The 23401-nt window shown below is 70.2% G+C and carries 22 protein-coding genes, 1 tRNA gene and 2 pseudogenes; 8 read left to right on the forward strand and 17 right to left on the reverse strand.

Annotated elements, in window-relative coordinates; all coding sequences use genetic code 11:
• Nucleotides 1-46: 46 nt before the first annotated feature.
• The 4 genes from SM450_RS06385 to SM450_RS06400 all read right to left on the reverse strand — a co-directional run bounded on the left by SM450_RS06385 (nt 47) and on the right by SM450_RS06400 (nt 2046).
• The gene (locus SM450_RS06385) at nt 47-361 is read right to left on the reverse strand and encodes a helix-turn-helix domain-containing protein (RefSeq protein ID WP_474618731.1); all 315 of its coding nucleotides are present in this window, start codon (nt 359-361) and stop codon (nt 47-49) included.
• On the reverse strand, nt 361-753 hold the full coding sequence (locus SM450_RS06390) for a type II toxin-antitoxin system RelE/ParE family toxin (protein WP_474618732.1): 393 nt from the start codon (nt 751-753) through the stop codon (nt 361-363). The genes SM450_RS06385 and SM450_RS06390 overlap by 1 nt, the downstream gene beginning before the upstream one ends.
• Before the next feature lie 169 nt (nt 754-922).
• Nucleotides 923-1447, reverse strand: a complete 525-nt coding sequence (locus tag SM450_RS06395; protein WP_474618733.1) for an N-acetyltransferase family protein — start codon at nt 1445-1447, stop codon at nt 923-925.
• 320 nt (nt 1448-1767) lie between these two features.
• The gene (locus SM450_RS06400; protein ID WP_474618734.1) at nt 1768-2046 is read right to left on the reverse strand and encodes a GntR family transcriptional regulator; all 279 of its coding nucleotides are present in this window, start codon (nt 2044-2046) and stop codon (nt 1768-1770) included.
• 198 nt (nt 2047-2244) lie between these two features.
• Between SM450_RS06400 and SM450_RS06405 the strand changes: the two are divergent.
• Nucleotides 2245-2517 (forward strand): annotated as a pseudogene (locus tag SM450_RS06405) (hypothetical protein); the annotation flags it as partial.
• Between the two features lie 645 nt (nt 2518-3162).
• Here SM450_RS06405 and SM450_RS06410 read toward each other — a convergent pair.
• A tRNA-Lys gene (locus SM450_RS06410) sits at nt 3163-3238 on the reverse strand.
• A 188-nt stretch (nt 3239-3426) separates the two neighbouring features.
• On the opposite strand from SM450_RS06410, the gene SM450_RS06415 reads away from it, so the two are divergent.
• On the forward strand, nt 3427-4419 hold the full coding sequence (locus tag SM450_RS06415) for a hypothetical protein (protein ID WP_474618735.1): 993 nt from the start codon (nt 3427-3429) through the stop codon (nt 4417-4419).
• Between the two features lie 149 nt (nt 4420-4568).
• Here the strand turns inward: SM450_RS06415 and SM450_RS06420 are convergent, their stop codons facing one another.
• Nucleotides 4569-6053 (reverse strand): endo-1,4-beta-xylanase, encoded by a 1485-nt coding sequence (locus SM450_RS06420; protein WP_474618736.1) that lies wholly within the window; start codon nt 6051-6053, stop codon nt 4569-4571.
• A 203-nt stretch (nt 6054-6256) separates the two neighbouring features.
• Nucleotides 6257-6679 (reverse strand): winged helix-turn-helix transcriptional regulator, encoded by a 423-nt coding sequence (locus tag SM450_RS06425; protein WP_474618737.1) that lies wholly within the window; start codon nt 6677-6679, stop codon nt 6257-6259.
• 116 nt (nt 6680-6795) lie between these two features.
• On the opposite strand from SM450_RS06425, the gene SM450_RS06430 reads away from it, so the two are divergent.
• Nucleotides 6796-7713, forward strand: coding sequence for an NADP-dependent oxidoreductase (locus SM450_RS06430; protein WP_474618738.1), 918 nt, complete (start codon nt 6796-6798; stop codon nt 7711-7713).
• Between the two features lie 43 nt (nt 7714-7756).
• Here the strand turns inward: SM450_RS06430 and SM450_RS06435 are convergent, their stop codons facing one another.
• From SM450_RS06435 to SM450_RS06465, 7 genes are all read right to left on the reverse strand, one after another.
• Nucleotides 7757-9658 carry an EAL domain-containing protein gene (locus tag SM450_RS06435; protein WP_474618739.1) on the reverse strand — a complete coding sequence of 634 codons (1902 nt, stop codon included), beginning with the start codon at nt 9656-9658 and terminating at the stop codon, nt 7757-7759.
• Nucleotides 9645-10268: an RNA polymerase sigma factor gene (locus tag SM450_RS06440; RefSeq protein WP_474618740.1), complete on the reverse strand. Its 624-nt coding sequence runs from the start codon at nt 10266-10268 to the stop codon at nt 9645-9647. The genes SM450_RS06435 and SM450_RS06440 overlap by 14 nt, the downstream gene beginning before the upstream one ends.
• On the reverse strand, nt 10265-10558 hold the full coding sequence (locus SM450_RS06445) for a hypothetical protein (protein ID WP_474618741.1): 294 nt from the start codon (nt 10556-10558) through the stop codon (nt 10265-10267). Before SM450_RS06445 ends, SM450_RS06440 begins: the two co-directional genes overlap by 4 nt.
• Before the next feature lie 188 nt (nt 10559-10746).
• Entirely contained in the window at nt 10747-13938 is a 3192-nt protein-coding gene (locus SM450_RS06450; protein ID WP_474618742.1) for a helicase HerA domain-containing protein, read from the reverse strand.
• Nucleotides 13935-14588, reverse strand: coding sequence for a hypothetical protein (locus SM450_RS06455; protein WP_474618743.1), 654 nt, complete (start codon nt 14586-14588; stop codon nt 13935-13937). The genes SM450_RS06450 and SM450_RS06455 overlap by 4 nt, the downstream gene beginning before the upstream one ends.
• Entirely contained in the window at nt 14575-15615 is a 1041-nt protein-coding gene (locus SM450_RS06460; RefSeq protein ID WP_474618744.1) for an endonuclease domain-containing protein, read from the reverse strand. The genes SM450_RS06455 and SM450_RS06460 overlap by 14 nt, the downstream gene beginning before the upstream one ends.
• Nucleotides 15616-15731: 116 nt before the next feature.
• Nucleotides 15732-15926, reverse strand: a complete 195-nt coding sequence (locus tag SM450_RS06465; protein WP_474618745.1) for a helix-turn-helix transcriptional regulator — start codon at nt 15924-15926, stop codon at nt 15732-15734.
• Nucleotides 15927-16025: 99 nt separating this feature from the next.
• Here SM450_RS06465 and SM450_RS06470 point away from each other — a divergent pair, with 99 nt between their 5' ends.
• Entirely contained in the window at nt 16026-16436 is a 411-nt protein-coding gene (locus tag SM450_RS06470) for a hypothetical protein (RefSeq protein ID WP_474618746.1), read from the forward strand.
• Nucleotides 16437-16511: 75 nt separating this feature from the next.
• On the opposite strand, the gene SM450_RS06475 is transcribed toward SM450_RS06470, so the two are convergent.
• Entirely contained in the window at nt 16512-16973 is a 462-nt protein-coding gene (locus tag SM450_RS06475) for a MarR family winged helix-turn-helix transcriptional regulator (RefSeq protein ID WP_474618747.1), read from the reverse strand.
• Between the two features lie 91 nt (nt 16974-17064).
• Here SM450_RS06475 and SM450_RS06480 point away from each other — a divergent pair.
• Nucleotides 17065-18170 (forward strand): annotated as a pseudogene (locus SM450_RS06480) (epoxide hydrolase family protein).
• Nucleotides 18171-18216: 46 nt separating this feature from the next.
• Here SM450_RS06480 and SM450_RS06485 read toward each other — a convergent pair.
• Nucleotides 18217-18702, reverse strand: a complete 486-nt coding sequence (locus SM450_RS06485) for a carboxymuconolactone decarboxylase family protein (RefSeq protein ID WP_474619031.1) — start codon at nt 18700-18702, stop codon at nt 18217-18219.
• Between the two features lie 232 nt (nt 18703-18934).
• Here SM450_RS06485 and SM450_RS06490 point away from each other — a divergent pair, with 232 nt between their 5' ends.
• Nucleotides 18935-20410, forward strand: a complete 1476-nt coding sequence (locus tag SM450_RS06490) for a discoidin domain-containing protein (RefSeq protein ID WP_474618748.1) — start codon at nt 18935-18937, stop codon at nt 20408-20410.
• Nucleotides 20411-20494: 84 nt separating this feature from the next.
• On the opposite strand, the gene SM450_RS06495 is transcribed toward SM450_RS06490, so the two are convergent.
• Entirely contained in the window at nt 20495-22021 is a 1527-nt protein-coding gene (locus SM450_RS06495) for an amidohydrolase family protein (protein WP_474618749.1), read from the reverse strand.
• A gap of 189 nt (nt 22022-22210) precedes the next feature.
• Between SM450_RS06495 and SM450_RS06500 the strand changes: the two genes are divergently transcribed.
• Both SM450_RS06500 and SM450_RS06505 read left to right on the forward strand, forming a co-directional pair.
• Entirely contained in the window at nt 22211-23107 is an 897-nt protein-coding gene (locus SM450_RS06500) for an RNA polymerase sigma-70 factor (RefSeq protein ID WP_474618750.1), read from the forward strand.
• Nucleotides 23107-23400 carry a hypothetical protein gene (locus SM450_RS06505; protein WP_474618751.1) on the forward strand — a complete coding sequence of 98 codons (294 nt, stop codon included), beginning with the start codon at nt 23107-23109 and terminating at the stop codon, nt 23398-23400. The genes SM450_RS06500 and SM450_RS06505 overlap by 1 nt, the downstream gene beginning before the upstream one ends.
• Nucleotide 23401: the final 1 nt, after the last annotated feature.

The raw sequence follows: 23401 nt of genomic DNA on the forward strand, positions 1-23401 counted from the left end.
TGCGAATGAGCAGCTCAGGAGCGCAGCTCGGCGCCCAGGTGCAGGATCAGGCGATCTGACGGAGATCGCTGCCGTAGTCGAAAATGATCCGCATCCGGGCGCCCAGCGCTCGGGCGTACCGGCTCAGGGTCGCGACCTCGTTGGCCTCCAGATCGCCGTTCTCGATCTGGCTGACCCGGCCGGGCGTGACCCCCATCAACTCGGCAACTTCCCGCTGGGTGAGCCCGAGCCGCTTACGCTCCTCGGCCAGGTGGAACGCGCTGATCCATGCCTCGGTGCGGGCACGCTCCACATCGAGTGCGTCGTCGTCCCCGTCGTGCAACTCGGCTCGGACGTCGTCCCAGTCATGGAAGTCGCTCATCAGCCCTCCCTCCGCTTCCTCTCAAAGGCGAGCCAGCCCTCGTACGCGACCTCGGCGACCGGGATCGCTTCCTCGTACCATCGAGACCAGTCTCCGGCCTTGTTGCCAGCCACCAACAGCACCGCCTGTGACCAGGGATCAAAGACGAAAAGAACCCGGATCGCGACGTCCCGCCCAGACCTCGGTCGCAGCTCCTTGAGGTTGCCGATGCTCGACCCTCTGAGTGTGTCGACCAACGGACGTCCCAGGCCCGGTCCGGTCTCCGCGAGCATATCGATCGCTACGTTGACCGACCGGTACGTCGCCGGATCGGTTTGGCGGAGCGAGCGCAACCAGTCGCGGACATCGCTGGTCGTTCTGATCGCCCAGCGACGGGCGGGGCCGTGAGGCATGAACCAACTATAGCTGGGCCTATACCTTGAGGCAGCATGCGAACCGAGAAGTGCAGGTCGAGCACCGCCCACGCACTGACCGACACCGCCTTCCGGTATCGCCCGCATCCACAACATCATCCTCACCGGATGACACCCAGCACCGTTACCCGGCAACGCCTCCACCGAGTTACGAGACACCCTTTAGGCGATCTTGGACAGGACGCCTGCGTCCAGTCGTCCCACCAAGAAGATCAGCCGGCCGCGCACCAAAGTTTTCCTGACCGACGACGTGGAAGCCGCACCGCTTAAAGAACATGATCCTGGCCGCCGGATCCGATGAGACGTCGATCGTGCCCGCGACGAAAGTGCAGCCCCGCTCGGCCGCTTCTGTCGCGTACGCCGCGATCAAGGCACCGCCGACACCCGCATGCCGCACCGCCGAGTGCACATGAATCCGATCAAGGAAGGCGTGCGGTGCGACTGGCAACTCGTACGACTCGAACGCCCCACTCTCAGCGACGTTGGAATCGAACGATCCGGTCAGCATCCCCTCGATCGCGTCACCTCGGACTGCCACGAACGTCGTGTAGAGGCTGCTCGGACGCCTGTAGCGCAACAGCACGTCGAGCGCTACATCGCCAGAGTCCTCGATCATCCGACACATCGCCCGGCGATCGGCTTCCCTCAGGAACTCGACGCGAAGGGTCTCCACCCTCCCATCCAACACGACGCGGCGCTCGCCGCGCGGCCCCGGGTCAGGACAGTTGCGTCGCAGCCAATATCCGGCACCATGGATTCACTGTGCCCAATTCGGCTGGTACGCCTACCATGCGAACCGCAAACGCGCAGTTCGGCAGCATGATCGCGTTCGGTGGTGGGCCGCCTGGGGCTCGAACCCATAGTGTCGGACAGCGTCGACGGATCAGCATTAACTGGACAGATCCGCCCTGTGAGCAGGGCAGCGGCCTTCAACGCCTAATAGCGTTTTACAGGGGTTTCCGGCCTCAGTTGTGCCGGATCTGTGCCCGATGATCATGCGTCGGAGGTCGAAGGCTGCTGATCCTCCGGCTTGACGAACGTCCCGCGTTGCGGCACCACGAACAACACGCCTTGGTCGACCAGTACGGCGATAGCGCGTCGCACGGTCGCCCGAGCAACGCCGTACTCCTGGACGAGCTGAGATTCGGACGGGATAGCTCTGTTGGGCTGCCAGTCACCCCGACGGATCCGGGCCACGAGGATTCCGGCCAGTTGGCGATAGGGCGGCAGCGGCGCGCCGTGGTCGATCTCAGCGTCCGGGTCGGGCTCCATGTTGCTGACGCTAGAAGTCCCGACATGAGCGGCATCAACCTTCTACGTACCTAGACGTAGGTGGACCACACTTGGTACGGTGCGGCTATCCCGCTGTGCTGGTCGTGGAGACCCGAACTCGCCCCGGTGCGGCGGTACCCCTGCCCGGCCGGGCTCCTCCGACCCCGGTCGGGCAGGGCCACCGCAGGGAGGAAGAGCATGTCTCCTGACGCACGGGGCCTTCCCCATATCCAGCCCCTGACGCCGGGTGAGGAACTGCTGATCAGTCGGGAAGCGTCGGTGCAGTTTGCGAGAGAGCCGGCCTTCATGTTCCGGGTGATCTCGGTCTGCCCTCGGCCCACGTATGACGGCTGGGCGTGGGTGACCGGCTACCAGCTCGACGGCCAGGGCCAGGCCGTCAGCAAGCGGGAGATCTTCGTACGGCTGGCGGGCCTCAAGCGGGTCCGTCGTTCTGATGGGCGCCTGAAGTCGGGCTCGGCTTTCGTGTCGCGACCGAACACCCGGTGGACACCGCCACAGCAGCGCCCTTGACCTGACCGGGACCAACCGCGGACTCGACCCCCGGGCGACCGCCCGGCCCCCGACGACCCCTACCCCCTTCCCAGGTGCGGGTTTGACCTGACCTGGACTCCGGTGGGAGTGGGCACGGGGGGTCACCCGCCCGACCTCGACGGACACCGCCCCCATGCTTGGGGCTTGCCGTCCCTGCCTTGCGCGTCATTCTCGGAGCCAAGCTCCGGCGGCGGCCCGTTCTAGCGCCGGGCTACACGAGGGTTGTCGGTCGACTCGAACGCCGTGCGCGCCCCGGCAACCCGGCGCGCGTCCGGCCGCCTGGCGGCTGCGGCTGTCGCTCGCTCCTCTTGCTGCGCCGTGCGCCGGGGCGTGACCGGCCGCCAGGCCGCACGCGCGCCCCGGCGCGAACACGGCGGCGGGCCGCAGGCCCGCCCTTGACTGGTTACCCAAGAAGGACCGGCCGCGCGGCCTGGTCGGTGGTCTCTTGCTGGACGCGGGCAGTGGTCGGCGGGATCTCCGTGCAGACCAGGATCGGGGCTGAGTTGTGCCCTGGTTGTGCCCGATGATCTTCGTCAGGCGTTTCCGCAGCTCAGCGGTGGTTGCTGGTGGGCCGCCTGGGACTCGAACCCAGAACCTAAGGATTAAAAGTCCTCAGCTCTGCCAATTGAGCTAACGGCCCGTCGGGCCATCAGGCTACCCGATCACCCGACCTGGGGTTGAGGTCCGCCTGGGCTGCGACGGATGGCTGAGCTTCGTCCACGCAGCCAGCAGGCCGACCGCACATGCGGGCCCACAGCGTATCGGCCGAGCGGTAGCATCGCGCGTCGGAGCATGCTGATGCGATGACTGAGGGGGCGGCGGTCGGTCATGTCCTTCGTGCCCCCACCGCCGAAGAGCCGGCACTGGACCGTCACCGCCGTCGCCACCGCGGTCGCCACACCGGCGTTGGTGTGGGGCGTCGATCGGTCGTACCGGTCCACGGAGCGATGCCTGCGGGCTCATGGATCATCGATCGGCGATTCAGACGCCGATCTTCCGGACGCGTGCTCGGAGGTCAGTGCACTCCTGGGCCTGCTGGTACTGATCGCTGGCGCATACGTCGCGGCGACGGCGATCACCGGGCTGTGTGTGGGGATCGTGGAGGGACGCCACCGGCGCGGTTTCGGCCATCGACGCTGGCTCACCGTGACCGTCGTCGGCGTCGCCGCCCCGTGGGCGCTGGCCGCCTACGCGGCCGGCTACGGCATCGGCCGGCTGCTGCGGCCCCCTGCCGTCGACACCTCGTGGGCGGACGGTCGTGACGCCGCGCGTCGTACCCTCGAATTCCTCGCCCAGGGCGGACAGTCCGGAGCCGTGCCCGCTCCGGGGTTCCTCATCGAGGAACCGGTCCACCTGGACGCCCGACTGCACTACGCGCGGCACTACGGCACAGTGGTCACGTACCAGCAGACCTCCGCGGCGGCGTTCGGGTCGCCGGCCTTCGTCACCGGCGCCCTGCTCGCCAACGCCGTCGGCAACAGCAACGCCCGCTCCCGAGCCGCGCGCCTGGCCCGCCCACAGTGGCGCGACCACCAACTCACCCGGGTCGTGCTCACCCCCACCCGAACCTGGTGCTACTCCTTCGGACGGTGGCTGTCGTTCGACCACGCCGCCGTCATGGAATACCACCTCGACCCACATGGCGTGGTACTCGTCTTCGCCGACAGCGAGCCACTACGCCTGACCGGACCAGCCGCCTGGCTACACGCGGTCCTCTTCGCGTACTTCCGCTTCGGCGCCCCGGCACTGACCACCGCAACCTTTCTCCTGCCGATCCGCGCCACACAGTCCGCACCGGCTCAAGCCGCATCCCATGACTGACTGCCGCTGACCACAACAGCGCCCAGACTTTGCCGGCGTGCCGCCGGCCGTGCCTACCGCCCCGGTCGAGCCGCAGGCTCCCGGGGCAGGGCCGGAGCCCACGGTGGCCCACCGCCGAAACGATGGGCCACCGCCTGTCGACCTGTCGACTAGCTCGTGACGAGCCGGAACTGCTGGTTGGACTGCCCGTTGCAGTCGTAGAGCTGGACCTGCTGCCCGTTTCCGGTGCCCCAGACGTCGAGGCAGCGGCCGGACTGGACGCCCGTGATGGTGCCGTTGGAGTTGAGGTTCCACTGCTGGTTGGCCTGGCCGTTGCAGCTGTAGATCTGCACCGCCGCGCCGTTGCCGGAGCCGGCGGCGTCCAGGCAGCGGCTACCGCCGTACACAGTCAGTTGCCTACTGCTGGTGGAGGTCCACTGCTGGTTGGTCTGACCGTGGCAGTCGTAGAGTTGCACCCGGGTGCCGTTGTTCTGCGACGAGTTCGGCACGTCGATGCACCGGCCCGACTGGCTGCCGACGATCCGGCCGGCGCCACCGGACGGCGGCGGCGTGGTCGGCGTCGCGGTCGGCGAGGTGGTCGGCGTCGCCGTCGGCGAGGTGGTGGGCGAGGTGGTCGGCCCGGGGCCGGCGGCGTTCAGGGCGTTGAGGACCGAGGTGTACGCGGCCTTCTTGTTGCCGCCGCCGTCGAACAGCAGCGGGCTCTCGTTGGAGCGCCACGAGTCGCTGTCGCGGACGCCCCAGACGGTGATGCCGATGCAGCGAGGGACGTTCAGGCACGCCTGGGTCAGCCCGGCGTACTGCGAGGTGGACGAGTTGGTGACGTCCACCTCGGTCAGCGCCACGTCCACACCGAGGGCGGCGAAGCTGGACAGCGTGGTCTGGAAGTTGCTCGGCAGCGAACTGCCACCGGTGAAGTGGGTCTGCAGGCCCACGCAGTCGATCGGCACGCCCCGGGACTTGAAGTCCTGGATCATCCGGTAGACGCCCTGCGTCTTGCCGTACGACCAGTTCTCGATGTTGTAGTCGTTGTAGCAGAGCTTCACGTTCGGGTCGGCCGCCCGCGCGGTCCGGAACGCCACCTCGATCCAGTCGTTGCCGGTGCCCTGGAGGTTGGAGTTACGGCGACTGCCGTCCTCGTTGAACGCCTCGTTCACCACGTCCCACGCGGCGAGCTTGCCCTTGTAGTGGGCCATCACACCGTTGATGTGGTTGATCATCGCGTTACGCAGCGTGCTGCCCTGCATGTTCTGCATCCAGCCGGGCTGCTGGGCGTGCCAGGCCAGGGTGTGCCCGCGGACCTTCAGGCCACGCTGGGTGGCCCAGTTGTAGATCTGGTCGCCGGAGTTGAAGTTGAACTGGTTCTGGTTCGGCTCCGTGGCGTCCGGCTTCATCTCGTTCTCAGCCGTGATCATGTTGAACTCGCGCGCCGCGATGGTGCTGTACGTCGAGTCGTTCAACCTGCTCGCCGCGATGGCGGTGCCGAAGTATCGGCCCGACTGCGCGGCGGCGGCGCCCAGGGTGGAGGCCGCCTGGGCCGGACCGGGCACCAGCAGCCCGGCGCCGGCCAACGCCAGCGAGCCGGCGGCTGCGGCCACCGCCATGCGATAGCGACCACGCCTCAGTACACGTTCCATGACACTCCTCTGCATATCGGACGGTGATGTGCAAGGTGGTGGCGGGCGTGGAAGCCCACGCCCCTACCGTCAGCTCCGAAACTTTTCGGAAAACTACCGGTAACTTCACGGAACATACTCGGCAGTCCGCGATCGGTCAATGTCGATGACTTCCCCAGAACGCACCTCCGGCAGGCCGGAAACTTCCGAGCGATCGTCGTGGGTCAGCGCGCGTCGTACCGTTCGCGCGCGAGGTTCACCTCGTCCATGTGCGCCTCCGCCCACACCTTTATGCCGTAGGTCAGCCGGTGCAGTGACAGGCCCAGGTCGGTCAGCTCGTACGTGACGGTCACCGGCACGGTAGGCGTCACCGTCCGGATGATCAGGCCGTCGCGTTCCAGGGAACGCAGCGTCTGGGTGAGCATCTTCTGGCTGACCCCGGCCAGCCGGCGGGACAACTCCGAGTAGCGCATCACCTGCGGGCCGGCGTCGCCGTCCGGACCGTCGCGACCGAGGGCGGCCAGGATCAGCGCCACCCACTTGTCGGAGATCCGGGCGAGCAACTGACGGCTGGGGCACACGGCCAGGAACGCGTCGTACTCCGCCCGCGCCTGGGCCCGCCTCTCGGTCGCCGTTCGCGTCGACATCGGCTGCTCCTTCCCACCCGAGGGTGCCCTACGCACTCTCAAGTGCGTTCTTCCCGTTGGAGAGTTACCCCTCCATCGTGGTGTGGGAGAGCCGTCAAGGACAAGGAGCACCACAGATGAGTACGCGCACCTTCCGCACCGCAGTCGTCCGCACCTCGGGCAAACCCGGCAGCATCGAGATCATCGACGTTCCGCTGCGCGAGCCGGGGCCCGGCGAGGTGCGGGTGGAGGTGGCCGCCGCAGCCGTCAACCCCGTCGACCTCGGCGTCGCCAGTGGCTTCTTCCACGGCCTGGGCATGATCAATCAACCGCACCACACCGGCCTGGGCTGGGACTTCGCCGGCACCGTCGTCGCCACCGGCGCTGGCGTCGACCTGACCGCCGGCACCCGGGTCGCCGGCCTGGTGGTCGGATTCGACCGCGACTACGGCACGTACGCCGAGCAGCTCGTCGTGCCGGCCGCCGACCTGGCCGTCGTACCCGACGGGCTGGACCTGGTGGCGGCGGCGACGGTGCCGCTGAACGGGCTGGCCGCGGCGCAGGTCGTCGATCTGCTCGGCGACGCGCCGGCCGGGGCCGACCGGCTGCTGGTCACCGGCGCGGCCGGCGCGGTCGGCGCGTACGTCCTCTCGCTCGCCCCGGACCGGGGCTGGCGGGTGACCGGCCTGGCCCGCGCGGAGGACGAGGATTTCGTGCGGGGCCTCGGCGCCGGTTTCACCGCGCGGGCCGAGCCGGACTTCGACGCGGTGGCCGACGCCGCCAACCTCCAGGAGCAGGCGTTCGCCCTGATCCGGGACGGCGGCGCGTTCGTCGGGGTCCGGCCGAACATCCGGCCGGCCCCGGCCCGCGGCGTCAGCGTCGCGGCCGTGGACACGCATGCGGACGGCCGGCAGCTCGCCGGCCTGCTCGCCCGCACCGCGTCCGGCGAACTGCCGGCCCGGGTGCACGCCGTGCTGCCGCTCGACCGGGCGGCGGACGCCCACCGGGCGGTCGCCAAGGGCGGGGTACGCGGCCGTTACGTGCTCCGGCCCTGACCGCTGCCCGCGCACCGCGCTCGTCGGGTGGCCGGACGGGGCCTCAGCCGAGCGCGGTGTGCTGCGGCGGAAACCGCAGTTCAAGCTCCACCGACTGCACCTCCTTCCGGCCCACCGTGATCGGCTCGGGTCGTCCGGTCCGGTAGCCCTGGGCGAAGTCGACGCCGCAGTCCCGCAGCAGCTCGATGGTCTCCTCGTCCTGGACGTACTCGGCGGCGACCCGGATGCCGAGCGTGTGGCACAGCTCGACGAGCGTCGACACGACCGCCTGGCTCGCCGGGGACCGGCGGAGGTCGACGATGAACGTCCCATCGATCTTGACGAGATCGACCGGGAGCTGTTTCAGGTGGGTGAGGGTGCTGTATCCGGTGCCGAAGTCGTCGAGCGCCAGGTGGCATCCCACCTCTCTGATCCCCGTGGCGAAGGCCATGGCCTCGTTCCGGTTCTCGATGAGGGCGGTCTCGGTGATCTCGAACGTCAGGCACTCCGGCTTGACCCCGTGCCTGTCGATCGCGTCGGTCACGAAGGCGAGCAGCCCCGGGTCGGCGAGCGACCGGCCAGAGATGTTCACCTGGTAGTGGGAGGTCTGGGCGCCCCGGCCGATCAGTTCCAGGGCGTGGTCGACCACCCACTTGTCCACCGTGAGGATCTCCCCGACCCGCTCGGCCATGTCGAGGAACGCCCAGGGAGCGACCGGCTCACCGGTGTCGCTGCGCACGCGCAGCAGGATCTCGTGCCGGGTGACCTGGTTGAGTTGGAGATCGACGATGGGCTGCGCGTAGAGGGCGAACCTGTTGGCCTTGACCACGCGCCGGATCCGGTCACGGCATCGGTCCGTCCGCTCCCTCTCCTCGACCGGCCGGTCGAGGACGGTGACGGCGGTGCCGTTCCGGCGCGCGTCGCGGGCTGCGTTCTCGCCGTCGATGAGCAGGTCGAACCCGGTGGCGGGCACGCCGCTGCCGAAGTGCACCACGCCGGCCGAGATGGTGAACCGCAACGGCATCTGCCGCACGCTGAAGAGGTGGTTCCGGAACGTCTCGACGATCTTGACCGCCAGGCTTTCCGCGGTTTCCGGGTACTCGTCGGCCGGGGTGAGGAGCACCCCCCACGAGCCGGAGCCCACCAGCCCACCCGTCACGTTCTCCCCGACGACCGTGCGGAGGACCCGGGCGACCTCCGCCGTCACCCGGTCGCGGTCCTCGTCGGTGAGCGCGTCGGGCAGCCGGTTGGCGGGCTCGGTCGCCACGACCACGAGCGCTCCGCCGGTGCGGCGACGCGCCCGGTCGACCTCGTCGATCACGTACGCGCGGGTCGGCAGCCCGGTGAGGACGTCAGGTACGGCCAGGTCGGCGCTGAGCATCCGGCGGCGGACGGCGAGCCGGCGGCGTTCCTGCCGGGCCAGTTCGAACGCGGTGACGTCCTCCCCGGTCGCGATGATCCCCGACGGGCCGTCCTCGGTGGTGAGTATTTCGAGGTGGCAGTGCACGTGGCGGATGCGGCCCCCCGGCTGGACCACCCGGAAGCGGACCTCGTCGGGCCGACGCCGCTCCCACGCGGCCCGGACGACCGCGCGGACCCGTTCGGCGTCCCCCGGATGGACGAGGTCGAGGACGGTCTCGGTCGTGAGCCGCCGCGTTCCCGGCGCGTGCCCGAAGATCATCGCCATCTCGTCCGACCAGGAGAGCCGGCCGAGGCACCCGGCTCCGCCGGGCATCCAGGTGATCGTGCCCAGCTTCGACAACTGCGCGGCGCGCGCCACCCTGGTCGCCTCATCCGCCGTCCAGGTCACCGGGTCGACGAGGTCGGCATCGACCATGATCTCGTAGCCTTCGGCGAGCGAGAGGTCGTACCGGCTCTGCACCGTGCGCGCGACGCGGCGGGCGCGGGCCAGTTCCAGCGGGCTGGGCCTGGTCTCGGCCAACGCCAGAAGGTCATCGAGATCCACGGCTTCCTCCCTGACGTCGGCGGCCGGGCGAACGGGTGAAGCCGGCCTCCTCGGCCAGCTCACCGAGACCCCGCTTGGCGGCGGCCTTGTAGCAGCGGACGCTGTTCTCGGTCAGCCCGAGGATGCGGGAGATCTCCTGGTTGGAGAAGCCCTCCCGGGACATCTGGAACACCTCGGCGTGCCGGGCCGGAAGCTGACGCAGCCAGGCCCGCAACGTCTCCTGCGCCTCCCACACGTCCGCGATGTCGGAGTGCGGCGCCGGCGGCAGGTCCTCCGGCGCCACCGCGGCTTCCCGCTGACGCCGGTCCCGGTCCTTCAGGAGATTGAACCGGGCCGTACGCACGATCCAGCCGATCGGCCGGACATGGTCCCGGAGTTCGGGCCACTTGACCCGCCCGTGCAGGTACGCCTCGTGCAGCGCGTCCGCCACCACCTCGCGGTCCCACCACACGGACCGGAGAATCCGCTCCACGGTGTGGTAGGAGCCCTCGACGAAGGTGGCGAACTCCCGGTCGTGGTCGGTCTTCACGCGGGCGGCCTCCGCCCTGCGCGCGTCCTCGTCGGCGGCCGGATCCGGGGTCCGGGCGGCGGTGCCCTCGACGTCGCTCACGCCGCCTCCCCTGTCGTCCGGGCCTTCGGCATGTCACGGCCGCCCAACTCCACCTCGCGATGCCCGTCGCGATCACGCTCCACGATCCGCACCACGTCGTGGTCGGCCTCGGTGAGCCGGATCAGCCAGGTCACCCGGGCTGTCGTACGTGTCGTGGCCTCGCGTTCCGCATGTATCCGCGCCCGGTGTGCCACGCAGGCCCGCACCAAGCCCCCCGCCACTCCGGCGACGGCTACGGCCACGGCCATCACCTGGTAGCCGGTGAGCGGTTCCGCCAGTGCTTCGTTCATCGTTCCCCCTCGGCCCCTTCGGTTCGCCAATTACTATCCGTGGCAGGGCGGCAATGTAGACAGCTCATCGTCCACAATGTTCGGGGAGATCGACGATCATTGTCTTGACCTCGACACAAATCAGAAAGTCACGCTCGCGAGACCCTGCGCGAACACCTCATCGCCGGTAACCCTCAGTGACGCTCGCTTCACTGTGGACCGCGGGCCCGGTCCAGCACCTCCTCGACGGTGAGCGGGCTGCGCGGATGGTGGGTGAGCGACAGCGGCGTCCGGATCTTCCGCGGCGCCGCGCCCTCGGCGGCGAGATAGAACTCGCCCACGGTCAGCCGGGAGATGTCCGGCACGTCGCCACCCTTGGCCCGGGCCATCTCGCGCGCCGCCTCGATCTGGATCGGGCTGTTCATCAGGCCGTACAACTGGGTGGCCGCGTTGCCGGGGATGCGGTTGTGCAGCCCCTTCGGCGCCTGGGTCGCGAAGATCAGCCCGAGCCCGTACTTCCGGGCCTGGGCCGCGAGCGCCAGCGTGCTCTGGGTGCACGCGGTCATCGCCCCGGACGGGGCGAACGTCTGCGCCTCGTCCATGATCAGCAACCCCAGCAGCGGCCGGTCGCCGGCCGGGTTCTTCTTGATCCAGGCGAAGAGCGCCATCTGGAGCTGGTTGACGAAACTCTGGCGTACGTCGTCCGACGGCAACCCCACCAGGCTGACGACAGACACCCGGGCCCGCTTGCCCGCAGCGGGGGTGAGCAGCACACCGGGGTCCATCGGTGTGCCCTCGCCACCGAAGAGCGGGTCGTTCACCATGGCGGCGGTGAGCGTCTGGGCCAGGCTGAGGCCGATCTTCTCGGCGTCCTCCAGGTCGATGATCCCGTCCGGCAGGTCGGCCAGGGTGTCGACGAGGCCCTTCAGCCGGGAGCCGCCGCGCCGGCCGTAGTGCTCGACGGCCTTGCGCAGCACCGCCAGGCCCAGGTGTGCCCGGGTGGCCCGGCCGGTGACCATGGCGCGTGGTGCCAGCGCCGCGACGGCTGCCTCGACCGCTTCGCCGAACTCGTCCGGGTCGTCCCGCACGCTCGTGAAGTCGGGCAGCGGCTGGAAGCTCAGCGGGCGACCCGAGCTGCGGCGCGGCGTCCAGATCACCACGTCGGTGTGCGCCAGGTAGTCGGCGGCCCGGTCCGCGTCGCCCGGCCGCCACCCCGGGGGCGACTCGGGCCACGCCTCGCCGAGGCGGGCGAGGTCGTTGTTTGGGTCGAGCACGATGGCGGAGACCCCGGCGAGCGCGCACTCCTCGACGATGCGACGGATCAGCACGGTCTTTCCCGAGCCCGAGCCGGCGAAGATCGTGGTGTGCTTCCGCAGCGCCTCCAGAGCCAGCGGAACCGGCGTGCCGTCGTCGTACCCGTACCCGACGACGAACGACGGCTCGGCGGCCGACACGGGCCTGGTCGCGGGCTCGGGCCTGGTCGCGGGCTCGGCCGCCGGAGCCGTCCCAGCGGGCGGCGCGGGCAGCGGCGAGGGCGGCCCGGCGTCCGCCGTCCAGCGGTCCACGTCCGCCAGCGCGTGCTTGAGGAACGTCAGCTCCCGGGTCGGCCGGCGTTCGACAAGCCAGCCCTGAAGGTCCATGGTGGCCTCGGCGAGGAGGACTCGCAGCGCCGAGAGGACGCGCAGGTCCTTCTCGTCCAGGCCGATGGTCTGCCCGCCCGCCTCGGTGAACGCCCCGACCGCCTTCCGGGTGGCCGCGCTCGCCGACCACTCGCGGTTGCGCAACAGGAACAGCTTGCGTTTGGCCATGCCGGTGTCGAGGGCCGACGCCACGCACGCCTTGCGCAGCCGGGCCAGCGCCGCGTTGCCGTGGTGGTCGTCGCTTATCGCCCGGAAGCACCAGTGCACCTGGTCCTCGGTGCGTTCGTCGAGCGTCAGGCGCAGCCGGGCGTGCAGCGGCGGGTCGGTGCTCGGCGGCGGGTCGACGCTGAACGCCTCCCCGGCGTCGCCCCGTTCCAGGATCCAGGCGGTGAGCCCGGCGGCGAGCAGCGCCGGCATCACCGCGTCCTCGGACATCCGTTCGCGTGGCGCGCCGACGTCGGCGGCGGCTTTCAGCTCGGCGAAGCGGGCGTCGTAGCGGTCCATCTCCTCGCCGCCGGCGGGGGCGGGAGCGGGCCGGGGTTCCCGGGGCTCCGCCGTGGGCGGCTCGCCGAGGCTTGTCATCTCCCGCACCTCGTCGGCGGTGAGGCAGGCCCGGATGTGCCCGTCGATCTCGATCAGGAGCTGGCGCGGGGTGAACGCCCCCGCCTCGGCGAAGGCGCGCGGGGACACCGGCCACGAGGGGTACGGCGGGGCGAACCCGACGTCCCGGTAGCGGAGGGTGAACCGCTTCTCGATGATCGCCCGGGCGAGGTCGGCGTCGTCGATCCGGCGCAGCGTCGGCGTCTCCCGGAACCGGTCGGCCACCGTGTCGGCGGCGGTGGACCGGATGATGGTCCACGAGTTCGGGATGCAGGCGAGGACGGTGAGCGTGCGTCGCGTCGTCTGCCGTAGCGACATCAGGCCGTCCGCCATCCGAGCCAGCATCAGCGCCTGCTCCGGGCTCATCGCGGCGGCGCCCACGAGCGACGGGTCGCTCTGGATCGCCAACTGGGCGATCAACGTGTCGATCTGGTCGATCGCCACGACCGACGGCCCGGTGAGCGCCAGCAACCAGGACAGGTCCTGCACGATCTGCTGGGCCGGCCGGGGCATCCGGCGCATCCCCCACGCCGCGCGTTCGCCCGCGACCACCTCCTCGCCGGAGAGGAAGTAGTTCTCCGCCAGGTCACGGTGGGAGATGTCCTCGGAAGCGCTCAAGGCGAGCGCCCGCGCGGTCTCCTGGCACGTCCGGGCCGCGTGCCTGTCGAAGTCGCCGAGCCCGTCCAGGAACGCGTCGAGCGCCGCGCGGGTCAACTCGGTGTCGCCCATCACCGCCCGGCGTGCCGTCCGGGGCGCGCCGACAAGCGCCGACAAGCGCCGCAGCAGCAACTTGAGCTGGGTCTCCGGACTGCCGGGCACCGGCCGGGCCAGGCCGTCAAGCATCGCGGCCAGCACACCGTCCCAGAAGTTCTCCGCGTCGAGCAGGCCGACCAGGAAGAAGTAGCCGCCCCGCTCCTGCACCTGCTGGCGGATCACACCGAGCAGGTGCGTCTTGCCGGACCCCCGCTGGCCCTGGACGACCAGACCGAGTGGGCTGCCGTGCGGGTTCGCCTCGGCCTCCGCCACGCCGGCGAGCACGTCCCGGACGGCCGGGACGTGCAGCCCGTCGACGTGGAAGGGAAGCGGTCGCCACACGTCGTCGGGAACCGGTGCCCAGTCGAACCGCAGGGCCGCCAGCGCGGTCCGTTCCGCCTCGTTCATTCCCCGCCGATCGCCAGCAGGTGGTTCTCCTGCCCGCCGAGGCGCAGCGCCGCCCTGATGTCCGCCTCGGTGAGCGTCTTCTGATTCGACTCCGGCGCGATCGTCACGCCGGGCTCCCGGCTGAGCCGGCGCAACGCCTCGTCCAGGTCGTCGCGGGACACGTCGGCGAAGAACGGCCGGAGCCGGCGCAGGCTCACCCAGGCGCCCGGCTCGTCGGCGAGCGCCCGACAGGCGCTGACGACGCGCGCGGTAAGCGCCCCGGCCGGGTCGGCCGGAGCCGGGGCTGACGCCCGCACGTCGGTGAGCGCGAACAGCTCGGCAAGCGTCGCGCAGCCGCTGCGCGCCAGCACGCGATCCCGCAGGTTGGCCTGGAGGGCGGTGAGCGCCGCGCCGAGCGCGGACGCGCCGCGCAGCGTGAAGTCGAGGTCGCCCTGCATCCGCACCCAGCCCTTGTCGTCAAGTTGGAGGGCGTACGTCGATCCGCTCTTGCGACTGGCGACGTAGTGCAGGCGGGTGAGCTTGTCCCGCTGCGGCTTGCGTACGTCCAGGTTGTAGCGGTCGCGAAGCTCGGTGTTCAACACCTCCCGCGCCTCGGCCATGAGCACGACGAGGATCGCGCTCTCGGATGCCGTCAGGTCATCGCCGGCCATGCTGCCGTCCTTCCGCAATGTCCCGGCGACGGGCCCGCAGATACGTACCGATCTGCTGGACCACGGCGCCGACGTCGTGATTTACCCGGGCGTTTGTGAAGCGCAGGACGGCGTAGCCGGCCAGTTGCAGGTGCACGTCGCGCTGCCGGTCGGCCTCGAAGTGGACCGGCCGGCAGTGCTCCGGTCCGTCGATCTCGACCACGCACCGCTCGTCGGGCCACAGGAGATCGAGCCGGACCGGCGCGGCCAGGCGGGGGGACCGCCAGGTCTGGTTCCACTGCCGCCCGGCCGCCCAGCTCTCGGCGGCGAGCGCCGCCTCCAGCCGCTTCTCCGCGTCGCTTGCCGGATGCGGCTTGCCCACCACCGCCTCGTCGCGCGAGGGCAGGTCGGGTGGGGGCGCGACCCGGAACTCCGGCAGCCCGTCCAGCCCGGCCGCGCCGGCGCCGAGCAACCAGACCGCCGGGCCGCCGTGCTGCACGAGCCAGCCGGCCCCGGCCGCGACCACCGCGCCGTCGCCGCCCGCCGGTTCGACGAGCAGCACCACCCGCCGCCGCCCGAACGCGGCGGCGACGAGGCGCGCCAGCGCGGCGGCCCGGGTACGCGCCGGAAGCGTCGTGGTGGTGGCCCGCCGGCCGGTCACCGCGAAGACGGCCAGATCCGGCAGGAAGGACCCGGGAAAACGGTCGCGGCGTGCCCGTGCGGTGGCCGCGATCCGGATCGCCGCGAGCCCGGCCGTGTCCGGACGCACCCCGTCCGCGACCTCGGGCAACCATGCCGGCAGCAGCTCGACGGCGACCTGTTCGAGCCGGTCCAGCGCGGCGTGCACGACATCCGCCGGCATCGTGTGCCGGGTGGCCGGGCGGTGGACCACGGCGGCCAGGTCCGGATGGTCGCGGGCGATCAGCATCGCCAGGACGCCAGTGTCCGCGTCGGGCAGGGCGACGACGCGATCGGACGGTACGTCGGCGAGGCTCCGGTTCGACAGCAGCGCGAACCCCTCCCACCGTCGACCCGGAACGTGCCGCACCAGAGTACGAATCAGTTTCCGGCAGCACCAGACCGCGTGCGGGCGGCGGGAGTTGACTCTGGGTGCGTTTGTGGTTGCCGGAGCGACAACAAACGCACCCGAAGGTCGGAGGTTCGTTACTCCTGCTCGTCGAGGTGCGGCCGGTGCTCGCGAATCCAGGCTTCGATGTCCTCGGTGCGCCACACGCGGCCCGTCGCAAGAGACTCGTACGGCGCCGGCCAGTCGGGGCGCTTCATCAACTGCTCCACCCGCTGACGACTGACGCCCAGCCGGGTACGAATCTCGTACGCACCCATCAGACGGCGGCCCATATTCGGGACGCTAGACAGTCCCTTACTAGGGTACGCCCTAGTTGGGCAACACCCTACTAGGGTCTTGACTAGGGGGTAGGGTTCGGACACCCTGAGGTGATGACCGGTCAGAACACCTCCCACGTGCACGGCCGCAGCCGGAGGGTTATCCGTCCGCACGCACCCACACGGCCGCTCTGGCTGTGCCGCGTGTGCGCGGCCCCATGGCCGTGCCAGCCGGCCCGCCTACTGCTGCTGCTGGAACACCGGCGCGACCGGGTAGCTCTGTCGGTATACATGGCCACCTGCCTGTTCGACGCCACCGCGGACCTGATGAAACTCAGCGACAACCCCGGCCCGTCACCGGCTGAGCTGTTCGAGAGGTTCCTCGCGTGGACTCGGCGTAGCCAGCGCGAACTGAGCACGGAGGAGGTGGTGAAGGAAACCGAGCACCACCTCTGCAACCCGGGTGGTGCCGCCGCTCCGCGCCGGTCGATCGGCGAGGCGAAGCAGGGCGACGGTGCGGAGTGAGAGCGCACCTCGCTGACCCGGGGCGCTCTCCTTCACGAACACACCGGCGCCCGGCAGTGACTCGTGTTCCTCTCCTCAGCCGGGCCGGCGGGTGTGGTGGGCGAGCACCCGGCCCAGGAGCCCGACGAGTTGGTCGCGCTCGTCGGATGACAAGGGCGCGAGCAGTTCGTCCTGTACGGCGGCGAGCTGTTTCTCCAGTCGCCGGAGTTGCCGGCGCCCGGCCGTGGTGATGGTGACGACGTTGCGCCGCCGGTCGGCCGGGTCGGGGGCGCGGTTGACGAAGTCACGGTCGGCGAGTTCGTTGAGCGCCGCGACCACGTCGCTGACGTGGATGCCGCTGCGACGGCCGAGCGTGGCCTGACTTGCCGGCCCGAACTCGTCAAGCGTCGCGAGCAGCCGAAAGTGGTAGCCCCGCGCGTCGATCGCCGCGAGCCCGTCGGCGACCAGCCGGCCGGCGCGTACGGCGGTCTGGGTGATCAGCCAGCTCGGCAGGCCGGTCAGGCGGGCCGGTACGACGTCCGGGTCCGGAGCTTCCACGTGACAAGCCTAACAAGTTCGTTGGCCACACCAACGAAACGGCGTTAACGTAGGTGCGGCAAACGTTAGGGCAACCAACGAAAGGCCCGTCATGATCAAGCCGTTCCGGGTGCAGGTTCCACAGGCCGACCTCGACGACCTGGCCGACCGCCTGGCGCGTACCCGCTGGCCCGACGAGCTACCCGACGCCGGATGGGACTACGGCATCCCCCTGGCTCGGGTACGCGAGCTGGCCGAACACTGGCGCACCACCTACGACTGGCGCGGGCACGAGGCCGAACTCAACAGGTACCCCCAGTTCACCACCGAGATCGACGGACAGAACGTCCACTTCCTGCACGTACGCTGCGCCGACCCGGACGCGCTGCCGCTCATCCTCACCCACGGCTGGCCCGGCTCGGTGGTGGAGTTCCTCGACGTGCTCGCCCCCTGTCCGAGCAGTTCCACCTGGTCGTCCCGTCGATACCGGGGTTCGGTTTCTCCGGTCCGACCCGCGAACGCGGCTGGGACATCGACCGGGTCGCCCGAGCCTGGGCCGAGCTGATGCGCCGGCTCGGCTACCGGCGATACGGCGCCCAGGGCGGCGACTGGGGTACGGGAATCTCCATCCGGCTGGGCGGAATGGCCCCGGAGCAGGTCGTCGGCGTACACGTCAACTACCTGCCCACGCCCCCGCCGCCCGGCTGGGCCGGAGAGGCCGACCTGTCCGCACCGGACCTGGCCCGGCTGGCGCGGATCAGGCAGCTCATGGCGCAGCGGCACCCGCACCAGATCCTCTACGCCACCCGCCCGCAGACCGTGTCGTACGCGCTGAACGACTCACCCGCCGGCCAGCTCGCGTGGATCGCCGAGAAGTTCACCGAGTGGGCCGACCCGCGATCCGCCGTCCCCACCGACCGCATCCTCACCGATGTCGCGCTCTACTGGCTCACCCGCACCACCGCCTCCTCGGCGCGGCTCATCCGGGAGAGCGGGTTGGCCGGGCCGCCGCCGCCCTGCCCGTCGCCCATCGGCGTGGCCGTCTTCGCCCACGACATCACCCTGCCCATCCGGTCGTTCGCCGAGCGGACGTATCCGATCCGACACTGGAGCGAGTTCGACCGGGGCGGCCACTTCGCCGCGCTGGAGGTGCCCGACCTGTTCACCGCCGACGTCCGCGCGTTCTTCGGTCAATTGGTCAACGACGGCGACCGGTAGCGGCCCGACCCGGATGGTCCCGGGGCCGGGCCGCTCCCCCAGTTCGTCAGCGCAGGGCGGCGGCGAGCATCCCCGCCTCGTACGAGCCGCCCTGCTGGTGCGCGATCACCGCGAACCGGTTCGCCGCGTTGATCAGCCCGACCAGGCAGATCAACGTCGCGATCTGGTCGTCGTCGTAGTGCTTGCGCACCTGCGCCCAGGTCTCGTCGGACACCCCCTGGTAGGCGTCGGCCATCCGGGTGCCCTCCTCGGCGAACGCCAGCGCGGCGCGCTCCGCCTCGGTGAACACGCTCGACTCGCGCCAGGCGGCGACCAGGTGCAGCCGGACCGCGCTCTCCCCGGCGGCGGCAGCCTCCTTGGTGTGCATGTCGATGCACCAGCCGCAGCCGTTGATCTGGCTGGCCCGCAGCGACACCAGCTCCTGGGTCGAGTACGGCAGCGGCGACTGGTGGAGGACCGTGCTGGCGTTGGCGAACCGCTTCATGAACTTCGCGGCGATCGGGTTCTCGAACAGGTTGATCCGGGTCTCCATGGTGGCGTCCCCTCCGGTGGCGTGTCGTTCGGACAACCACGAGATGCCGGCGGCGAGCACGTCGTGACACCGTCACCAGGTGACGACCGCCACAGCGGCGAGGTGAGCGCGGGCCGGCGCCGTTGCAAGATCGTTATCTCGATTTGATCCCGCATGTCGAAGGATTGCTTCGGCGAACCATCCGCCCTAGATCACCAGAAGGAGCATCATGACAATCCACGGGGGACCAACTGTGAGCAGAGCGCCCGCGCGACGGCGCCTGCGACTGACCTCCGCGTTACTGGCGCTGCTGGGCACGACCGGGTTATCGGCGGTGGTGGCGGGACCGGCGCAGGCGGCCGACGCTCTCGTCTCCGCCGGCCGTCCCGTCGTCGCCAGCAGCACCGAGAGCGGGTACGCGGCAAGCAACGTCACAGACGGCAACGCCGCCACCCGATGGGCAAGCGTCACTCTCGTCGACCCGCAGTGGATCCAGGTGGACCTCGGCAAGACGTTCCAGGTCAGTCGGGTGAAGCTCGACTGGGAACGGGCGTACGCCGCCAAGTATCGGGTCGAAGCCAGCCTGGACGGGACGACCTGGACCTCGATCTGGTCGACCAGCTCGGGGGACGGCGGCACCGACGACATCACCGGGCTCTCCGGCACCGGCCGGTACATCCGGATGTACGGGACCGCTCGGGGATGCACCGGGTGCACCCAGAACTGGGGCTACTCGTTGTGGGAGTTCCAGGTGTTCGGCACCGCGCTGCCCACGGTCCGGGGCGGCTACTACAACCCCGGCAACGGCGACATCACCGCGGACACGGTGGGCCGCGGAATGAACCTGGGGTCGCTCACCACCTACCGCAGCCTGTACGACCGCAACGTCTTCCCCGGATACAACGCCCAGTGGATCAACTCGTTGATGACGAATCGCGGGGTGGAGCCCAACTTCGTCATCGAGCTGAAGCAGTACGGCGGCCCGGCGGGTAGCTCGATCACCTGTGGTGGGCGGACCTACAGCATCCCGGCCGGCAACATGACCGCCGGCTTCACCGGATCGACAGTGAAGTACTACGGCTACGACCAGGTCACGTCAGGTGCGCTCGACGGCCTGCTGTGCAACGCCGTAAGCCAGCTCGACGCGATGCCCGCCGGCCCCGTCAACATCCAGTTCGCGTCCGAGCGGGACACCACCCACCAGAACGGCATCACCCAGAACGGGATCGCCTACACGTGGGCCCAGGCCGACGCGATGGCCATCCCCGCCATGCAGTATCTGATCCGCTACTTCCGACAGCACAGCGCGCGGACTCCGAAGGCCACCTACACCGCCGGCATGGGCGGCTGGGACGAGGCGAGCTTCCTGCGCTCGTACGTCGGCGGGACGGACGGCGTGGACTATCTCCAGTGGAACCCGTACAACCACGCGGCACCCTCGCGCACGCCGTACCAGGTGTTCAGCCGCACCTACGCATGGTTGCCCAAGCTGCCGGCCGAGGCGGCGAACAAGCAGGTGATCATCGCCGAGTACGGCACCAACTACACCTTCGCCTCGCCGACGCAGGCGGAATGGATCCGGGGGGTGCCGGCCGCCGTCGCACAACTGCCCCGGATCCGGATGACGAACTATTTCAACAGCGACGCCGACTGGGGCACGCTCAACCCGAAGCCGGCCGGCCTGGACGCGCTGACGTACGCGTACGCCCAGGCGCCGTACGCCCGGTAGCGCATCGCCCGACCCCGCCGTTCGTCACGGCGGGGTCGGGCACCACGGGCGGGCCCGTGGGTGGTGATGGCGATCGACAGATCGTCACCCGCCGTGGCACGCGCAGGCGGGCCTGGCGTTGACGCCACTCGGAAGGGGCTGCTGCGCCGCGGCACTGATGTCGCGCAGCATGCGCTCACGTTGGTGCGACGTGATGAGCGTTCCGTTCACCACCACCGAGTTGATCCGCGTGGTGTTGCGGATGTCCCGCAGCGGATCGGCGTCGAGGAGAACGAGGTCGGCGACCTTGCCGACCGCGACCGTGCCGCGGTCGTGGTGGCCGAGAAGGCTCGCCGGCTCCGCGGTCGCGGCGATCAGGGCCCGCATCGGGCTCAGGCCCGCGCGTACCAGTAACTGAAGTTCGTCGTGCAGGCTGAAGCCCGGCAGGATGTAGGACGCGCCGACATCGGTCCCGGCCAGGAGGCGTACGCCGGCCTCCGCCATCTCGGCGACCAGTTCCAGCCGGCGCTGGAAGAGTTCGCGCTTCTCGGCGTCGACGGTCGGGGTCCGGTCCTTCATGTAGATCTCACGTCGGCTCCACTCCCAGCTCGCCAGCAGGTCAGCCGGGACATAGCGGAAGCGCGGGTCGTCGAGGTCGACGTCCTGTGGCATGTCACTGAGCTGGTGGACGGAGAGCGTGGGGGTGACCCGGGTTCCGTTGCGGGCGAGGTGCTGGAAGACGCGCCTCGCCTTCCGCCGGTCGTGACTGCGCGCCGCCGCGTACTCAAGCGGATGCATCTTCGCGTACCAACCGCCGTACTCGCCCGGACCGATCGGCACCGCCTCGACCTGACGTCTGATGACCGCCTCACGGTTCGACGTGTCGTACCAGATCTGGAACAGGTGCTCCACAGTCTTGATTCCGGCGTCGCTCGCCTCGGTGAACGGCACGAAGTCCGGCACGTGCCCGAGGAACGGAATCCGCTGACGACGAGCCTCGTCGGCGAGGGCGAGGAAGGACTCCCGGGACAACCGCGTGTAGGTCTTGATGAAGTCGGCGCCCTTCGCCTTCTCCTGACGCACCACGGCCCGGGCCTCCGCCGCATTCGCGGCCTTGAGATAGGGCACGCCGATGCCCTCCCAGAGCGAGGGCGAACCGTCGACGATGTCACTTCCGATCGTCCAGAGCGGTCCGATCCGCGTGCCGGCCTCAACCTCCCGCCGCCACTGGCTCACCAGCGGGTTGGCGCCCATCTCCCGGACGGTGGTGACGCCGTTGACGATGTACAGCGGCGGGAAGATGTCCGGCAGCGGGCTTGAGTGCACGTGCAGATCGGCGAGCCCGGGAATGAGAAACTTCCCGGTGCCATTCACCACTGTGGCGCCCCTCGGCACCTTGACGGATGCACGCGGACCGATCGCGGCGATCCGGCGGCCACGCAGCAGGACCCGCTGGTTGTGCTTCGGACGGGTACCCGTCCCGTCGATCACTGTGACATCGTCGATCACCACGTCGTGGGACCGGGTCGATGGTTCCGCACCCATCGCGGGCGACGAGGACAGCGCCGCTCCGGCCAACACCCCGGCGGAGCCGGCGAGAACAGTGCGTCGACTGACATGTGACTTGTTCATGCATGATCCCCTCACGCTTTCGACCTCATCCAGCGTGTCGCCGCGGGAGGGTGCCGGCAATGTGGGTAAACCGCCCTGTTGGGGTAGGGATTTCCCTACCCGGTGACGACCACCACAACGGCGAGGTGTCACACCGGTCCGGCGGCCGGCGTCTGGTGGGAACGCAGCCGAACGGACAGGGAGCACGCCATGGCGGACCGGGCCACCGAGGACTTCCTCACCCACCGGAACCTGCTCTTCACCGTCGCGTACGAGCTGCTCGGCTCGGCGGCCGACGCGGAGGACGTGCTCCAGGAGACCTGGTTGCGATGGGCCGGTGTCGACCTCGACCAGGTCCGGGACCATCGCGCCTACCTGGTGCGGATCACCACCCGCCAGGCGCTCACCCGGCTGCGGACGCTGGGTCGGCGCAAGGAGTCGTACGTCGGGTCGTGGCTGCCCGAGCCGCTGCTCACCACGCCCGACGTGGCCGACGACGTGGCGCTTGCCGACAGCGTCTCGATGGCCATGATGCTGGTGCTGGAGACGCTCGCGCCGACCGAGCGGGCCGTCTTCGTGCTGCGTGAGGTGTTCGACGTCGGATACGACGAGATCGCCGAGACGGTCGAGAAGAGCCCGGCCACGGTGCGCCAGATCGCGCACCGCGCCCGCGCCCACGTGGCGGCGCGACGCCCCCGCCGTACCGTCTCCCCGGCCGAGACCCGGGACGCGCTCGACGCGTTCCGGCGGGCGGTCGAGACGGGTGACCTGCGGTCGCTGCTGGCCGTGCTCGCCGCGGACGTGGTGCTTGTGGGCGACGGCGGCGGGATCAAGCAGGCGATCCCGCGCCCGGTCACCGGCGCCGACAAGGTGGCCCGCCTGGTGACCGGCGGGTGGAGCCGGGTCGCCGCCGTGGCGTCGATGGAGCCGACTGAGGTGAACGGCTATCCGGCGCTCGTCGTCCGGCTCGACGGCGAGCTGGACACGGTCATGGCGGTACGCCTCGACGACGGCCGGATCAGCGGCCTCTACGCGGTGCGCAACCCGGAGAAGCTGTCCCACATGACCCGGGAGACGACGCTGAGCCGCCGTGCGACGATGCCCTGATGAGCACCGACGCCCCGCCCGACGTCAACGCCCTCGCCATCAACGTGGCCGTCCCGGAGGCGTTGCGCTGGACCGACACCCGGCGCGACGAGGAGTTCACCCTGACCACGCTCAACATCCGGCTGCTGCCGGACGGGCGCCTCGCCGCCAAGGCGTACGGCCGGCCCACGGCGGGTGGGCGCGGCGCGTACGTGTCGTTCCGGGTGCCGGACCGGCCGGAGCTGGCGGCGTTGGTGGCGACCGCGGCCGACCGGGCCGGCGCGCTCTGGGCCGCCCACCGCGGCCTGGGTTGAG

It is taken from the genome of Micromonospora marincola (assembly GCF_056150385.1).

What these genes read in the sequence shown, in the direction of transcription:
- SM450_RS06385 (WP_474618731.1), bottom strand. Translation starts at nt 361, where the DNA reads ATGAGCGACTTCCATGACTGGGACGACGTCCGAGCCGAGTTGCACGAC.
- SM450_RS06390 (WP_474618732.1), bottom strand. Translation starts at nt 753, where the DNA reads ATGCCTCACGGCCCCGCCCGTCGCTGGGCGATCAGAACGACCAGCGAT.
- SM450_RS06400 (WP_474618734.1), bottom strand. Translation starts at nt 2,046, where the DNA reads ATGGAGCCCGACCCGGACGCTGAGATCGACCACGGCGCGCCGCTGCCG.
- SM450_RS06415 (WP_474618735.1), top strand. Translation starts at nt 3,427, where the DNA reads ATGTCCTTCGTGCCCCCACCGCCGAAGAGCCGGCACTGGACCGTCACC.
- SM450_RS06420 (WP_474618736.1), bottom strand. Translation starts at nt 6,053, where the DNA reads ATGGAACGTGTACTGAGGCGTGGTCGCTATCGCATGGCGGTGGCCGCA.
- SM450_RS06425 (WP_474618737.1), bottom strand. Translation starts at nt 6,679, where the DNA reads ATGTCGACGCGAACGGCGACCGAGAGGCGGGCCCAGGCGCGGGCGGAG.
- SM450_RS06430 (WP_474618738.1), top strand. Translation starts at nt 6,796, where the DNA reads ATGAGTACGCGCACCTTCCGCACCGCAGTCGTCCGCACCTCGGGCAAA.
- SM450_RS06445 (WP_474618741.1), bottom strand. Translation starts at nt 10,558, where the DNA reads ATGAACGAAGCACTGGCGGAACCGCTCACCGGCTACCAGGTGATGGCC.
- SM450_RS06450 (WP_474618742.1), bottom strand. Translation starts at nt 13,938, where the DNA reads ATGAACGAGGCGGAACGGACCGCGCTGGCGGCCCTGCGGTTCGACTGG.
- SM450_RS06455 (WP_474618743.1), bottom strand. Translation starts at nt 14,588, where the DNA reads ATGGCCGGCGATGACCTGACGGCATCCGAGAGCGCGATCCTCGTCGTG.
- SM450_RS06465 (WP_474618745.1), bottom strand. Translation starts at nt 15,926, where the DNA reads ATGGGCCGCCGTCTGATGGGTGCGTACGAGATTCGTACCCGGCTGGGC.
- SM450_RS06470 (WP_474618746.1), top strand. Translation starts at nt 16,026, where the DNA reads ATGACCGGTCAGAACACCTCCCACGTGCACGGCCGCAGCCGGAGGGTT.
- SM450_RS06485 (WP_474619031.1), bottom strand. Translation starts at nt 18,702, where the DNA reads ATGGAGACCCGGATCAACCTGTTCGAGAACCCGATCGCCGCGAAGTTC.
- SM450_RS06495 (WP_474618749.1), bottom strand. Translation starts at nt 22,021, where the DNA reads ATGAACAAGTCACATGTCAGTCGACGCACTGTTCTCGCCGGCTCCGCC.
- SM450_RS06500 (WP_474618750.1), top strand. Translation starts at nt 22,211, where the DNA reads ATGGCGGACCGGGCCACCGAGGACTTCCTCACCCACCGGAACCTGCTC.
- SM450_RS06505 (WP_474618751.1), top strand. Translation starts at nt 23,107, where the DNA reads ATGAGCACCGACGCCCCGCCCGACGTCAACGCCCTCGCCATCAACGTG.